A 15,748-nucleotide genomic window follows, 5' to 3' on the forward strand; every position below is an offset into this window, starting at 1 on the left:
CGGCGATGGATTCAGGCGAGGATGCCCATGGCCTTGGCGCTGTTGATGGCCTGGGTGCGACGGCAGGCGCCGAGCTTGACGTTGATGTTCTTCGCGTGGGTTTTCACGGTGTTTTCCGAGATGAACAAGCGGCTGCCCACTTCGCGTACCGACATGCCCTCGGCCAGCAACTTGAGCACCGACACCTCTCGGGGGGTCAGGTCATCCTGGTAATCCGGCACACCAGCAGAGAGACGAGTGACAGAGGCATGGCCGGTTTCGGCGGGCTGTTCACGGGCCAGAATGCGATTTTTCTGCCGGGCAATCGGTGCCTGATACAAGGCGCTGTCGATCTTGCCCCACTGCATGCGCCGCTCGGCCTCATGCAGCAGCAGATGAGCCTTTTCCGGGTCGTGGTTGCGCGAGGCAATCTCCGCGAGCAGCAGATAGGCATTGAGCACAAAGGGTGCGCAGCAATCGCGGACCTGTAGCAACCCCGCCTGGATCACCACTTCGGCTTCGCTGCAATGCCCTTGCTGCAGCAGCAACTCGCCGCGCAGGAACAGCAGCCGACCGAGCAACGGATAAGGCTGCGACGGGAACGGGGCCAGCCGGTCCAGCTCAGTGCGCAACAGTGCCTGGGCAAAACCCGCTTGTCCCCTGAGCATCATCAGGCGGACCCGGTCGGCATTGACCAGCACCTCCGATTCATGACTGCCCCGGCGTCGGGCCAGCTCCAGCGAGTGATCGAGCAAGGTTTGCGCTTGTGCAAGATCGCCGGTGCCCATGGCAAGGCGCGCCAGGATGCAATGGCACAACAACACCGACAACCAGTCCTCGCCCCCCAGATAATCAAGGGCTGCACGGCAATGCAGGCGCGCCGGCCCGGCCTGTCCACGCAAGGCCTGCAAGGTGCCAAACAACGCCTGCCAGTTCGCCAGCAGGCGTTGATTGCGCACCGGGTCGGGCAACGGCAAAAAATGCCCCAGACGTGCCAGGCACTCGGCGGCTTCGTCCAGCCGCCCACTGAACAGCAAAGCCTTGGCGCACAGATAGATCAGGCGCAGGCTGCTGTGCAGCAACTGCGGCTCGATGCGCTCACGCCATTCCATCAGTTTGTTCAAGTGCCGTTCTCTGAGAATCCAGCTCAGCCACAGGCGCTCCATGTAATTGGCGGCCACTTCAGGTTGATCGGCACACAGCGCCTGCTCGACCGCGTCGTCGACATGCCCGAGTACGCTGAGCAGCTGACAGGCCCGCAGGCGCAGCCGGTTCAACGGCGCACCGCTCAAGTGGCTTTGCAGGGCTTGCGCCACCGCGGGTAACAGGCGGAACCAGCCGGGTTGTTGCTCGAGCGGGAACACAAAGGCATGGCACTCCAACAGACTATTGAACACCCAGGCCGCTTGCCGGCCTTCCCATAACTGTTCGCAGAAGTCCGCACTGACGCGGGACAAATGTGCCATCCCGCCCATCACTTCACGCTGCTCGTCACTCAAACGCGACAACAGTTCACGTTCCAGGTATTGGCCGAGCAATGGCGATGGCCGGGCATGATCCAGCGAAAGCGACAGACGAACACCGGCGCACCACCCGCCTGTCTCATGCCAGAGAGTTCCCCTGGCCAGCGCATCGGTGTGTGGCGCAAGGGCGTCAATCAGCGATTCGAACTCATCGGGGCGCAGGGCCAGTTGCCGGGCACCGAACTCCAGCAACTGACCGGTCAGCATCAGACGCGGCAGGTTCCAGTCCGGACGTTGGCGGCAGGTGACCAGCACCTGCAGTTGCCGGTTGTTGAGGGACAGGAGTCGGTCGAACCAGTGGTTCAGGTCTGCGGGCATCTCCACGGGAAGATCGTCGAGCACCAGGCGGATCGGGCGGGATTCACTCCTGTGTTCTTCCTGCAGGAACTCGTTGGCTGCACGGGCCTCTTCGCGAGCAGGCTCGCTCCCACAGGGAAGCACGGTCAACTGTAGGAGCGAGCCTGCTCGCGAAAGCGGCGTAACAGGCACCGAGAGTCCTGAATCGAGAAACGCCAATACCCCATCCGGCGCAGTATCCACCGGCAACCCAAGCGCCCCCGCCAACTTGGCAATAAAACGCTCCAGCGTCTGCCGCTGTCCGCCCAAAGCCATCCAGACCACCGCCCCCGGCGGCGCAATGCCTTGCAAGTACTGCTGCACCAAGGACGTCTTTCCATACCCGGCAGGCGCACAAAGCAGTTGCAAGCGGCACGGCTTGCCCTCAAGTGCATCGATCAGATGCGGCCGTGGCACAAACATGGCGGACCTCGCTGATGGGGAGTAAGCACCATCATTGAGCCCGACGCCGGATAACGCGCCACCCGCATCAGGTGGTAGGCGCCGCACAACGCACAACGCCCTGCGAACAGGGCGTTGTGCGAAGCGGGACAAAGAGTCAGCGAATGCCGTCGTTGCGCAGCGCAGCCGGGGTGAAGTCGGTCATCTTCGCGGTCATGCCGTACGTCGTCGCATGCCTGGACTGGTTGGTCATCGCCAGGACGTTGTAGCGACCGGCGATCAGGTCGTAGATGCCGAGCATGGAGAAGTTCGACGAACCGCGCTCGTAATCATTGACCGCATAACCTTCCGCCACTCGCCACAGCTGACCGCGGCCGTCGTAGTGATCGACCTCGGCCAGTTGCCAGGTGTCCTCGTCGAAGTACATGTCGCGTTTGGCGTAGACGTGGCGTTGACCGGGCTTGAGCGTGGCCTGCACGTGCCACACGCGGTGCAACTCGTAACGGGTCAGGTCCTGGTTGATGTGTCCCGGCTTGATGATGTCGTCGTACTTGACCTTCGGCGACTGCAACTTGTAGTTGTTGTACGGAATGTACAGTTCCTGTTTGCCCACCAGTTTCCAGTCATAACGATCCGGCGCGCCGTTCATCATGTCGGTGTTGTCGGCGGTGCGCATGCCGTCGGAACCGTTGCCCGGGCCGTCATACGCCACTTGCGGTGCACGGCGCACGCGGCGCTGACCGGCGTTGTAGACCCATGCCAGGCGCGGCTCCTTGACCTGGTCGATGGTCTCGTGGATCAGGATCACACTGCCGGCCATGCGCGACGGCGCGGTGATTTCCTGTTTGTAGTAATACAAAACGTTATCGGCCTGCCCGGCATCGACGCCCTCCATCAACTGTGGGAAGGCCAGTTTGTCTTCGTACTCGACGATGGAATAGGAACCGTTGGTTTGCGGTGCCGCCTGGGCCGCGATACGTTCCATGTTGCCGCCGCGATAGCGGTTGGTGTGGTTCCAGTACACCTCCACACCGTTCTTTGGAATCGGAAACGGGTAATAGCGGGTCTGGGTGAAGTTCACCAGGCCGTTGCCGTCGGGGGTCAGTTCGGTGGTCACCGCACTCTTTTTGGCGATGTCATAGATGTTCTGTGGCGACGCGGCCGTGCGTTGGGTCTTGTACACCGGGATCCTGTAGCTGTCCGGATAGCGCTTGAACATCGCCAGTTGGCCCGGGGTCAGCTTGTCCTTGTACTGCTCGACGTTGGCGGCCGTGATCACGAACTGCGGTTTTTCACTGGCAAACGGATCGCCAAGAAATCCATTGTCCAGTGGCGCCGCGCCGGGTTTGAGGCCACCGGTCCAGGCAGGAATGCTGCCGTTGGCATTGCCCTCTTTCTGCGCCCCCAACGGCGTCAGGGTGGTGCCCAGCTGAGCCGCTTCCTGCGGGGTGACAGCGGCCATGACCCCAGTGGCCAGCAACGACAGACTCAGTGCGCCGGCGCGCAGAATTAAACGTGCGTTCATGTTCAGTTTCCTCTGGCAGGGTTGCATCAGAAATTCACGCCGAAGCTCAGCGCGGCGTAGTCGCGGTCGACGTTGGTATTGAAATCGCCACCGAAGTAGTTGGTGTAACTGAGGCTGGCGGTGTAGGTGTTCTGGTAGTCGGCATCGACACCGAGGCTGACCGCCTTGGAACCTTCATCGAAGTTCGGGCCGTAGCCCTGAACGTCTTGAGACCAGGCAAGGTTCGGCGACAGGTTGATACCGGCGATCGCGTTCGGGTAATCGAGCTTGCCGCGCAGGCGATAGCCCCAGCTGCTGCTGGTGTAGAAGCCATCGTTGTTGCATTCCTGCGCCGGGTTGCTGGCTGTCGCAGTGCCGGCGGCGGTGCCGCGACAGGTGGCCGCGCCTGCGGCGCCCGGCAGTTCACCGGAACCGAAGGCCGGGCTGCGACCGAAGCGCAGGTCCGTACCGTCCGCCTTGCCCAGGCCGTTGATCTTGTTGTAACCCACCTCGCCCACCAGGGTCAGGCGACTGGCACCGAACACCTGATCGAAGAACTGCGTCGCGGTCACCTGCGCCTGGGTCACCGGCATGCGCTTGTAGCCATTGACCTCGCCACCCAGGGTGCGCCCGGCGAAACCGGTGGTGATCAGGGGCGATGTGGCGCCGAAGGTCGCCGCGGACAACAGGTCGGCGGTGTTCAGTTGCAGCGGCATGTTCGGCCGGTAGCTGAGTTCACCCCCCAGCGAAACGCCCGCGACGTTGGTCTGGAAGCTCAAGCCATACAGGCGAATGTCTTCCGGATAATCGATGAAGTAGCGGGCACTGCGTGCCGAAGCCACGCCCCCGGCCGGGTTACTCATCTGGTTGATGCTCAGGTACGGGTTGCGGCTGTGATAGTTCATCGCATAGGCGCCGAACTCGGTGTCGTTGGCTTCCGGCACGTACCAGCGCAGGGCCAGGCCATACTGGCCGCTGTCGCGTGCATCGTTGTCGTTGAGGCGCGGGATAAAGGCGTCATCAGTGCCTGCGGCAATGGCCGCCAAACCACCGGTGTTCTTCGCCACGCCCGGTGGCAGGTCGAGACCGGCGATCACCAGGCGGTCGTCACAGCCCTGCGGTACGCCGTCATTGCCAAAGAACGTGCCGCAGTTGTCCACCACCGACTTGTCCCATTGCAGCTGGTAAAACGCTTCGGCGGTGATGTTGTCGGCCAGGCCCTGGGACACGTAGAGCAGGTTGACCGGAATCAGGCCCTCCTTCACTTCCGCACCGGGACGACGCAAGGCGGCGACGTCGATCGGGTTGATGCTGTTGATCGAGTTGCCGATGAAGGTACTCTCGCCCCAGCTCACCACTTGCTTGCCCAGGCGCACGTTGCCGACCTGATCGCCAATCGTGTAGTTGTGGTAGACGAAGCTGTCGAGGAACATCGCGCCGGAGGACTTGGCCGCGCGATCACGCCCCGAGTCGTTGATGTCATAGAACGGGCGGCTCTCGTCCATCAGCTCGAAGTCGTACCAGTATTTACCGCGCACAAAGGCGCCGCTGTCACCGTACTTGAGCTCCAGGTCATGCACGCCCTTGAAGATCTTCGAGAAGGTTTCACCCTTCTTGAAATTCAGGCGGTTGTCGTCGGTGGTCCGGGACGCGGACTGACCGCCAGTAACGCCCTGTGAGTTGAAGTTGGAGATGAATTGCTTGTCCGGATCAGCCGTCGACCAGCTCGCCCCTATCGACAGCGACGAATCGAAACTGCCCTGAATTTCCCCGATATTGAAATCAACAGCGTGAGCCTGATTGCTCGCGCAAGTGGCAACCATTACAGCGACGGCCAGCAGACTCGGCTGGAAAACTCCGCGCATTGTTTTTGTTGTCATGCGGTTTCTCCGGTTAAGGATTAAGTGTTGGAGCGCCCATGCTAGTGGGGCTCCGGCCCGTCCCTCACACCCGAACGGGTGATTTGAAGGGGTGTTGGTCGCGAGGTTTCGCGCGGTGTAACAGCCCGGTGCAAGCCGGGCGTTACGCTCGGTGACATTCACCCGGTAAAGCTCGGTACGCGCTTGTCGATAAAGGCCGCCACGGCTTCGCGGTGGTCGGCGGTCTGGTGCGACAGCACTTGAAACGTCGCGGACATTTCCAGCAGCGTGTCGAGCCGGGTGTGCAAGGCCTCGCGCAGCAAGCGCTTGGCCAGACGCACGGCGTGAGGCGGGTTGGCGGCAATCGACGCGGCGATTTCCCGTGCCGTGTCCAGCAACTGTCCGGCGGGAACAACGCGCGACACCAGGTTCCATTGCTCGGCCTGGCGAGCGTCGATCATTTGCCCGGTCAGGGTCAGTTCGGTGGCACGGGACAGACCGATGATCCGTGGCAACAGCCAGGCGCCACCGTCCCCCGGAATGATCCCCAACTTGACGAAGCTCTCGGCAAACTTCGCCTGTTCGGACGCCACGCGGATGTCGCACATGCACGCCAGATCCAGCCCCGCGCCAATGGCTGCGCCATTGACCGCGGCGATCACCGGGACTTCCAGATTGAACAGCGCCAGGGGCAGGCGCTGAATGCCGGTGCGATATTCCTGACGCAATTGCATGCCCGACATCTGCGCATAGCGGTCCATGTCGCGCACGTTGCCACCGGAGCAAAACGCCGTGCCGGCGCCGGTGATGATCACTGCACGCACGCTGCTGTCGCGCTCGATGCGCTCGATGGCTTCGAGGAACTCCGGCACGGCACTGTTGCCGGTCAGCGGATTGCGTCGCTCGGGGTCATTCATCGTCAGGGTGACGACATGACCTTCCTGTTCGTACTTCAAAAACGGGTTCATGACTGGTTCTCAAGCAGTGGGAGACGGGGTGACGTGACGCACGAATTCGCAGGCCGTGACGTTCGGCTGCGTCAGCAACGCCTGGCCGACAATCCCGTTCCAGTACGTTTCCGAACCTTCGCTGACGCGCCACTCGTGCAGGCGCCGGGTGAACAGTTGCAGGTCCAGTTCTTCGGTCACGCCGATGGCGCCGAACAATGCATGGGCGATGGCCGTGACTTGAGGCACCGCCATGCTGGTCCGCGCCTTGGCAATGGCCGTCGCCATCAGCGGCGGCACCTGCGAATCGCCGACAAACGCCAGTTCAGCGGCGATGCGCGAAGCGGCAACCTGCTCCGCCATCACGCTGAGCTGATGCTGCACCGCCTGGAACTTGCCGATGGCCTTGCCGAACTGCACGCGGTCGTTGCAGTACTCCAGCGTCATGGCAAGTGCCTGCTCCATGGCCCCGGCGATGGCGGCGGCGTGGATGGCGGCGTTGAACACCCGTACTTCCTCGCCGTTATTGCCGATGGCGCTACCGAGTGAGTCCTGCGACCAGTACAAGGTGGCGCATTGACTGCCGTGAACGCCCGTGGGCTGACGGCGGGCCAGGCTGCAGTCGAGCAGCAACAACTGGCCTTCCAGGTTGACCAGGGCGAAATCGGCCATCAAGCCAAATGCCACACGCGGCACGCACAACAGGCCATCGGGCTGGCGATGGGCTGTACCGGCCAGGGTCAACATGCCGGCCGGGGGCGCGCTCGGGCAGTCACGCATCAACGCGCGAGCGGCAATGCTTTGCGCCGCCGGGACCGGCAGCGCGCAGCGACCGAAGGCAACAAAAATCGGCAGCAGTGCATTCAGCGCAAGGCCCGCTCCACCGGCATCTTCCGGCGTCAGCAATTCGAGAAAACCGCTGTCTTCCAGCGCGCTCCACAGCGTCGCAGCGCTGTCTGCGCGTTCCACGGCACGGACCCGCGCCGGCGTGCACAAGTCGCTGAGGATCTTTTCAATGGCTTCAGTGAACATGAAGTATTTCCTGTTGGAGGTGCATCAGCGCAGGCCGAGGCCACGGGCGATCATGCCGCGCAGGATTTCCCGGGTGCCGCCGCGCAACGAGAAGGTCGGTGCGACCTGGTTCAGGTAGGCGACCGTGCTGTAAAGCGCCTCATCGACCGGTACATCCGGATGGGCGCTGATCGCCGCGGCAATCGCCGCCGGGATCGCTTGCTCAAATTCGGTGCCGATGTCCTTGACCAGTGCGGCTTCCACCACCGGGCTTTCACCCCGTGCGAGCAACGCGGTCAGTGCCAGCGACAGGTTGCGCAGGCAAGTGAGCTGGCTGAGAAAACTGCCGAGCAATGAGCTCTCCTGGGCCGTCGCGCCCGTTTGCCGCAACGTCTCGGCCCACAGGTCGAGCAACACGATGCTGGAGTAGAAACGCTCCGGCCCGCTGCGCTCGAACGCCAGTTCGGCGTTGACCTGTTTCCAGCCACTGCCCTCCTCGCCCACCAATGCGTCTTCGCCGAGCAAGACGTCGTCGAAGGCCACTTCGGAGAAATGCGCGTCACCGGCCAGGTCAACGATGGGACGCACGCTGATGCCTGGCTGCCTGAGGTCGATGATGAATTGCGACAGCCCGTTTTGACGGTCCTCGGGCGCACCGCTGGTGCGCACCAGGGCGATCATGTAGTCGGCGTGATGGGCGTTGGTGGTCCAGATCTTGCGCCCGCTCAGGCGCCAACCTTCGGGGCAACGAGTGGCACGGCTGCGCACGCTGGCCAGGTCCGAACCCGAGTTCGGCTCGCTCATGCCGATGCAGAAAAACGCCTGGCCGGCGCAGATGCGCGGCAGGAAAAAATCCTTCTGTGCATCGCTGCCGAACTTCAGGATCAACGGCCCGCTCTGGCGGTCGGCGATCCAGTGTGCCGCCACCGGAGCACCGGCAGACAGCAGCTCCTCCACCAGCACGAAACGACTGAACGCATCCAGCCCGGCACCGCCATAAGCGGCGGGCAAGGTCAGGCCGACCCAGCCGCGCTGCGCCAGTTGCCGACTGAAACCTGCATCGAAGCCGGTCCAGCTGCGCGCTCGCACACTCGCCGAAACCCTTGGTAGATGCTCGGCCAGAAAAGCTTTGACCTCGGCACGAAAGGCTTCCGCGTGTGGCGGCAGAGCGGTCAAGCGAAAGGCGTCGAGCAAGCTGCTCACTGGGCACCTCCACTGACTTTGCCGTACAGCGTCACCACGCATGCGCCGCCCAGCCCGAGGTTATGGGCCATGGCCAGGCGCGCCCCGTCGACCTGACGCTGCTCGGCGTTGCCGCGCAATTGCTGGGTCAGCTCGTAGCACTGCGCCAAACCGGTCGCGCCCAATGGATGCCCCTTGGAAAGCAGGCCGCCGGACGGATTGATCACGATCTGCCCGCCGTAGGTATTGTCACCGTCCATGACGAACTTCTCGGCCCCGCCCTCGGGGCAGAAACCCAGCGACTCGTAGCAGATCACTTCGTTCTGGGCGAAGCAGTCGTGCAGTTCGCAGACGTCGATGTCCTGTGGGCCAACGCCAGCCTTCTCGTACACCTGGCCCACGGCGGCGTGGGTCATGTGGGTGCCGACCCAGTCGAGCATCGACGGTTTTTCGAAATTGAAGGATTCGGGCGTGTCGGTGGTCATGGCCTGGGCGACGATTTCCACGTCACGGCGCAGGCCATGTTTTTTGGCAAAACGCTCGGAGACCAGGATCGCCGCGGCACCACCGCAGGTTGGCGGGCAGGCCATCAGGCGGGTCATGACGCCTGGCAGAATCACCGGGTCGTTCATCACGTCTTCGACGCTGAGCACCTTGCGAAACAATGCGAGCGGGTTGTTGGCGGCATGACGGCTGGCCTTGGCGCGCACAGCGGCGAAGGTTTCCATTTTCGCGCCGTATTTCTCTATGTACTCGCGCCCGGCACCACCAAAGGTGCGGATGGCCTGGGCCATGCCATCCATATCGGCGGTCAGGCCACGCAGGATCGGCAGGAAACGTTCGCGCGTCGGCGGACGGTCATCCCAGTGCGACTTCAACGCACCGGCCTGCATCTGCTCGAAACCCACCGCCAGTACGCAATCGGCCGAACCGGATTCGATGGCCTTGCGCGCCAGGTACAACGCGGTGGAACCGGTCGAGCAGTTGTTGTTGACGTTGACCACCGGGATCCCGGTCATGCCGACTTCGTAGAGCACCGTCTGGCCGCAAGTGGAATCGCCGTAGACGTAACCGGCGTAAGCCTCTTGGACCAAGTTGTAATCGATCGCCGCATCGGCCAGGGCGCGACGCACCGCTTCGGCGCCCATCTGCACATAGGTCGGGCTGTCGCTGGGCTTGCGGAACGGGATCATGCCGACGCCGGCAACCAGTACTTTTTCGCTCATGGTGTCACCTGAAAAAATGCGGGGGAAGGAATCACAACTGGCGCGCGATGAGTTCGCGCAGCACTTCGCTGGTGCCACCAAAGACACGCGTCACGCGCATGTCGACGAAGGCGCGGGCGATCGGGTACTCCATCATGTAGCCGTAGCCGCCATGCAGCTGGACCATATCGTCGATGCACTTCCACAGCGTTTCGGTGGCGAAGAGCTTGGCGATGGCCGACTCCTGCACCGTGAGGCGACGACGCATGTGCTCACCGATGTAGTGGTCGATGGTCAGGCGCACGGCCGTGGCCTGGGCCTTGATGTCCGCGAGTTTGAATTTGGTGTTCTGGAAGTCCCAGACGGTCTGGTTGAACGCCTTGCGCTCCTTCACGTACTCGACGGTCTGCTCCAGCAGGCGTTCGAGCTTGGCGGCGCTGTACAGGGCGATCACCAGGCGCTCTTGCGGCAGCTCTTCCATCAGGTGCATGAAGCCCTTGTTTTCTTCGCCGAGCAGGTTGCCCACCGGCACACGGACATCGTCGAAGAACAGCTCGGCGGTGTCGGCGGCGTGCTGGCCGACCTTGTCCAGCTTGCGCCCGCGGCGGAACCCCTCGCGGTTGCACTCGACCACGATCAGGCTGCACCCCTTGGCCCCGGCGCTCGGGTCGGTCTTGCACACCACCACCACCATGTCGCAGGTCAGGCCGTTGCTGATGAAGGTCTTGCTGCCGTTGATCACCCACTCGTCGCCGTCACGCACCGCGGTGGTGCGGATCGCCTTGAGGTCGGAGCCAGTGCCCGGCTCGGTCATCGCGACGGCCAGTACGGTTTCGCCGGTGCAGATTTTCGGCAGCCATTTCTGCTTCTGCTCTTCGGTGCCCAGACGCACGATGTAGGGCGCGACGATGTCCGAATGCACGCCCAGGCTCCAGCCCGAAACCCCGGCGCGGTACAGCTCTTCGATCAACACCGCAGAGTGGCCGAAGTCGCCGCCACCACCGCCATATTCGGTGGGCACGGTGAGGCACAACAGGTTATGGCGGCCAGCCTTGAGCCAGGTTTCCCGGTCGACCTGCCCGGCCTCGTCCCACTGCGCCTGTTTGGGCAGGCACTCACGCTCGAAGAAACGCCGCGCGGTGTCGCGCAGCATTTCGTGGTCTTCACGGTAGACGGTACGGTTGATATGCATCGGGATCTCCAGTGGGTTGCCAGGCAAGGCTTGCGCCTGGTTCGTGGAACCACTGTATTGGCGGGGGGTGGGTCGTGAAGCCACCCGGATCGGGTAGCGATCACCGCCAACTGTCAAAGCACAAAAAAACCCTGTAGGAGCTGCCGCAGGCTGCGATCTTTTGATCTTGATTTTTTGAAGATCAGGATCAAAAGATCGCAGCCTGCGGCAGCTCCTACAGGGGCGGTTATTGGGGTTATTGGCGCAGTTCGCGCTTGAGGACTTTGCCGGCGGCCGACAGCGGCAGTTCGTCGCGGAACTCAACGGTTTTCGGGCATTTGTAGGGGGCGATGAATTCGCGGCAATACCTGCGTAATTGCTCGGCATCAACCTCGGTACCGGGCTTGCGCACGACCACCGCGTGCACCGCCTCGCCCCATTGTTCATGGGGAACGCCGATCACCGCGCACAGCGCCACGGCCGGGTGCCGCGCCAGGACGTTTTCGACTTCCGCCGAGTAAACATTTTCGCCACCGCTGACGATCATGTCCTTGAGGCGGTCGACGATGAACAGGTATCCCTGCTCGTCCATCCACGCGGCATCGCCGGTGAACAGCCAGCCATCGCGCAATGCCTTGGCGGTTTCCTCGGGCTTGTTCCAGTACCCCTGCATGATGTTCGGCCCGCGCACGATGATCTCGCCCACCGTGCCACGCGCAACTTCCTGACCTTGCGGGTCGACGATCCTCACGTTGACCCCCAACCCGCCGCGCCCGACCGAACGCGACAGACCACTCTTGCGTGCCTGCGGCGTGTGATTGCACGGCAGATTGCTCGACACCACCGGGCAGGCTTCGGTCAACCCGTAGGAATGAGAAAGCTCGAGATCCGGAAGCCGGGCCAATACCTGCTCCACCATTTCGCCAGCGCTGGGTGACGCACCGTAGGTCAGGCGTTTCAGGCTACCGAGGTCATGGCGATCGAAGTCCGGATGGGCCAGCAGCGCGAGGATCATGGTCGGCACCAGCAGCGTCTCGGTGATCCGTTCCCGCTCGATCACCTGTAGCACTTGGGCCGCATCAAAACTCGACAGCAGCACATGGCTTTCACCGGCCATGAACTGAATCAGTGCCCGAGCCATGCCGGCGACGTGGAACAGCGGCGCCACGTGCAACAGTCGACCGTCACGAATCGGCGGCATGTCGACCATGCGCGGCATGCACGCCGACCACAGGTTCAAGTGCGACTGCATCACGCCCTTGGGAAACCCGGTGGTGCCGCCGGTGTACATGATGCAGGCGAGGTCTTCACCGCCACGCCCGGCATCCTCGACCGGCGCGGTCTGGGCAATCAATTGCTCGAAACCCAGCATGCCCACCGGCACTTCGCCCTCGCCTGCAAAGATAAACCGTGGCGCATGGCGGGCGCTCCTGCGGATCTTCTCGGCCAGTGGTGCAAAGTGTTCGTCGACGATAAGGATGCCGGTACTGCAATCGTCCAGCGAATAGACGATCTCCGGCACGCTCCAGCGGATGTTCACCGGGTTGAGCACCCCGCCGCCCCACCACACACCCATGATGTATTCCAGGTAGCGGTCGGAATTGAGCGCCAGCATGCCGACCCGATCGCCGGCCGCCATGCCCAGATTCTGCAAGGCACCCGCCAGGCAAGCGACACGGTCGCCAAACTGGCGATAGGTCCGACGGCGATCACCGAAAACCGTCGCGAGTTGATCCGGATTTTGTTGCAGTGTGCGTTGCAGGCATTGGGTCATGTACATGGCATCTGACCTTTCCACGGGGTGAAGACACCGTTGGCACGCAACACCAGGCGCTCGCCGACCTTCAACAGGCAGCTGGCGTTGATGAAGGTGCCGCCGCGCTTGAGCACTTGCACATGCGCCTCCAGCCACTCGCCTTCGTGCACCGGACCGAGGTAATCGACGTTCAGATTGACCGTCACTGCCACCGACTGCGACACCGAATGGCGCCGCAAGATGACGCCGAACGCGCTGTCCGCCACCGTGGCGAGAAAGCCGCCGTGGGCGATGCGCACGTAATTGAGATGCTGCGGTTCGAGGCGCACCGCCAGGATCGGCAGCGTTTCATGCACATAAAAATCGCCGCAACTGCGCAAAAAACCCGAGCGTTGTTCCAGCGCGCAGAAGCCCTCGGGAATCACTGCGCCGCCGTTCACCTGTGGCATCAGCTGACACCCCGGTCCTTGCCGGCCCAAAACGGTTCGCGCAAATCGCGCTTGAGCACCTTGCCCGCGCCAGACAGCGGCAACGCAGTGCGGAACTCGACCGACTTCGGCGTCTTGTAGCCCGCGATCTGCCGCCGGCAATGCTCGATGATCGCGGCGCCCGCGGCTTCGTGATCGGGCTTGAGCACGATCACCGCATGCACCGCTTCGCCCCACTGCGCGCACGGAATGCCGATCACTGCGCAGGCAGCAACGGCCGGGTGACTGGAAATCGCGCTTTCGACTTCACCCGAATAAACGTTTTCGCCGCCGCTGACGATCATGTCCTTGAAGCGGTCGACGATGTAGATATAGCCGTCGTCGTCCATGTAGGCGCCGTCGCCGGTGTGCATCCAGCCGCCACGCAGGGCCTGGGCCGTTTCTTCGGGTTTGTTCCAGTAGCCGAGCATGATGTTCGGACCACGGACCAGCACTTCGCCGACCGTGCCGCGCGGCACCTCGTTGTCGTGTTCGTCGACGATGCGCACGGTCACGCCCAGCCCGGGGCGGCCGGCCGAGCGCAGGCGACCATTGGCAATACCTTCGGCGCTGTGGTTTTCCGGACCGTTGGCGCTGATCGGCGGCGCCGCTTCGGTCATGCCGTACCCTTGGGTGAACTCGACATTGGGCAACGCTTTGAGCGCCAGTTCGAGCAAGGGCACGGCAATCGGCGAGGCGCCGTAGGTGAGACTGCGCAGGCAGCTCAGGTCATGTCTGGCGAATTCCGGGTGCATGATCAATGCCTGAAGCATGGTCGGCACGATCAGGATGTCGGTGATGCGCTCGCGCTCGATGGTACGCATCACGTCCAGGGCATCGAAGGCCGGGACGAAAATGCTCGGCAGACCGAGCAGCGAGATCAGGATGACCCGCGACAGCGCCGCCAGGTGGAACATCGGCGCGATGTGCAGGGTCAGGGCATCCACCGGCACCGGCACATCGGCCGCACGGGCCACGGCAGCGGTCCACAGGTTCATGTGCGACTGCATCACGCCCTTCGGCCGGCCGGTCGTGCCGCCGGTGTACATGATGCTCGCCAGGTCATCACCGCCGCGAAAGGCGTCGTCCACCGGCGTAGCTTCACGAATCAGTTGCTCATAGGACAGCATGCCTTGGGGCAATGGCCCGTCGCCGATGTGAATCAGCAATGGTCGTACCTTGGCGCTGCCGGCGATGTCTTCGGCCATGGGCAGGAAGGTGTCGTCGATCAGCAGGATGCGCGTGTCACAGTCGTCCAGCGAGTAGACGATTTCCGGCACGCTCCAGCGAATATTCACCGGGTTGACCACGCCGCCGCCCCACCAGGTCGCCAGGAAATACTCAAGGAACCGGTCGGAGTTCAGGCCCAGCAGGCCGACGCGGTCGCCGGTCTGCATCCCCAGTTGCTGCAAGGCCCCGGCCAGACGAGCCACCCGCTCGGCCAGTTCGGCATAGGTGCGGCGGCGGTCGCGAAAGACCGTCGCCACGGCATGGGGACGTTGCTGCAACACACGGTGCAGGCCTTGGGTCAAATACATGGGGTTCTCCTGTGAATTATTGTTGTCAGGTCAGGACGAATGCGGCGCTTGCCTGTTGCGTCAGGTGCCGGTGTACTTCGGTGAACGCTGCTCGACCTGGGCCATGCGCCCTTCGGCGTGATCTTCGCTGTCGCGCAGCAAACCCCAGTGCAGATGGGCCTGGGTGACGAAATCCCGGGGTGCGAGGTGGGCGGTCTGCAACGCCAGGCGCTTGATCGACTGCACCGCGAGTGGACCATTGGCCGCAATGCGCCCGGCCAGATCCAGCGCCGCAGGCAGCAGACGATCCTTGGGCAGCAGCTCTATGATCAACCCGATATCCAAGGCCTCCTGCGCGCCGATCGACTCCCCGGTCAGGGCCATTTTCATCGCGTGTGCCGCCGGGATCGCACGCAGCAGGTACTGCACACCGCCGGCCGCCGGAATGGTCGCGTCGCACACTTCAGGCAAGCCGAACGTAGCGCCGGACGAAGCGATGCGCAGATCGCATTGCAGCGCCAGCTCAAGACCGCCTCCCAGGCAGGCACCATTGATGGCGGCAACCACCGGTTTCCAGATGTCCAGGTCGCTGAGGTCGAACAGTCGACTGTAGCCGCCCTCCTCGGCTTCGGTCTCGCGACTCTTTAGGGTGCCGGCGACGAAACCCGAAGCGGCCAGCAGCGACTCCTTGTGGCTCGCGCCGCTGCAAAATGCACGCTCGCCGGCACCGGTCAGGACGATGACCCGCACCTGTTCGTCATCCTGGCAGGCGCCCAGGGTCTTGCGCAGGTGCATCAAATCGCTGAGGGTCAGCGTGTTGTTCGACTGTTGCGCATCGAGCGTAACAAGTGCCACGTGATCGATGATCTTGAACTGAATGGCCATGGGT

11 protein-coding genes and 1 pseudogene are annotated in these 15,748 nt (G+C 63.0%); all 12 read right to left on the reverse strand.

What is annotated here, in order from left to right; all coding sequences use genetic code 11:
- Window positions 1-11 precede the first annotated feature (11 nt).
- Window positions 12-2,261, reverse strand: a complete 2,250-nt coding sequence (locus CD175_RS08960) for a LuxR C-terminal-related transcriptional regulator (RefSeq protein WP_104448588.1) — start codon at window positions 2,259-2,261, stop codon at window positions 12-14.
- Between the two features lie 136 nt (window positions 2,262-2,397).
- Window positions 2,398-3,765 carry a DUF1329 domain-containing protein gene (locus CD175_RS08965; RefSeq protein WP_104448589.1) on the reverse strand — a complete coding sequence of 456 codons (1,368 nt, stop codon included), beginning with the start codon at window positions 3,763-3,765 and terminating at the stop codon, window positions 2,398-2,400.
- A 26-nt stretch (window positions 3,766-3,791) separates the two neighbouring features.
- Window positions 3,792-5,624, reverse strand: a complete 1,833-nt coding sequence (locus tag CD175_RS08970) for a DUF1302 domain-containing protein (RefSeq protein WP_104448590.1) — start codon at window positions 5,622-5,624, stop codon at window positions 3,792-3,794.
- Between the two features lie 158 nt (window positions 5,625-5,782).
- The gene (locus CD175_RS08975; RefSeq protein WP_104448591.1) at window positions 5,783-6,571 is read right to left on the reverse strand and encodes a crotonase/enoyl-CoA hydratase family protein; all 789 of its coding nucleotides are present in this window, start codon (window positions 6,569-6,571) and stop codon (window positions 5,783-5,785) included.
- 9 nt (window positions 6,572-6,580) lie between these two features.
- Window positions 6,581-7,582 (reverse strand): acyl-CoA dehydrogenase family protein, encoded by a 1,002-nt coding sequence (locus tag CD175_RS08980; RefSeq protein WP_104448592.1) that lies wholly within the window; start codon window positions 7,580-7,582, stop codon window positions 6,581-6,583.
- 24 nt (window positions 7,583-7,606) lie between these two features.
- Window positions 7,607-8,764, reverse strand: a complete 1,158-nt coding sequence (locus CD175_RS08985; RefSeq protein ID WP_104448593.1) for an acyl-CoA dehydrogenase family protein — start codon at window positions 8,762-8,764, stop codon at window positions 7,607-7,609.
- Entirely contained in the window at window positions 8,761-9,969 is a 1,209-nt protein-coding gene (locus tag CD175_RS08990; protein WP_104448594.1) for a lipid-transfer protein, read from the reverse strand. The genes CD175_RS08985 and CD175_RS08990 overlap by 4 nt, the downstream gene beginning before the upstream one ends.
- A 31-nt stretch (window positions 9,970-10,000) precedes the next feature.
- Window positions 10,001-11,140, reverse strand: a complete 1,140-nt coding sequence (locus CD175_RS08995) for an acyl-CoA dehydrogenase family protein (protein WP_104448595.1) — start codon at window positions 11,138-11,140, stop codon at window positions 10,001-10,003.
- A gap of 235 nt (window positions 11,141-11,375) precedes the next feature.
- Window positions 11,376-12,899, reverse strand: a complete 1,524-nt coding sequence (locus tag CD175_RS09000) for an acyl-CoA synthetase (RefSeq protein WP_104448596.1) — start codon at window positions 12,897-12,899, stop codon at window positions 11,376-11,378.
- Window positions 12,890-13,324: a PaaI family thioesterase gene (locus CD175_RS09005; protein ID WP_104448597.1), complete on the reverse strand. Its 435-nt coding sequence runs from the start codon at window positions 13,322-13,324 to the stop codon at window positions 12,890-12,892. The genes CD175_RS09000 and CD175_RS09005 overlap by 10 nt, the downstream gene beginning before the upstream one ends.
- Window positions 13,324-14,883: pseudogene (locus tag CD175_RS09010) on the reverse strand (acyl-CoA synthetase); the annotation flags it as partial. The pseudogene CD175_RS09010 and the gene CD175_RS09005, both read right to left, overlap by 1 nt.
- A 57-nt stretch (window positions 14,884-14,940) precedes the next feature.
- Complete coding sequence (locus CD175_RS09015) at window positions 14,941-15,744, reverse strand: enoyl-CoA hydratase/isomerase family protein (protein WP_104448599.1); 804 nt, start codon at window positions 15,742-15,744, stop codon at window positions 14,941-14,943.
- Window positions 15,745-15,748: the final 4 nt, after the last annotated feature.

It is taken from the genome of Pseudomonas laurylsulfatiphila (assembly GCF_002934665.1).
GTDB lineage: Bacteria > Pseudomonadota > Gammaproteobacteria > Pseudomonadales > Pseudomonadaceae > Aquipseudomonas > Aquipseudomonas laurylsulfatiphila.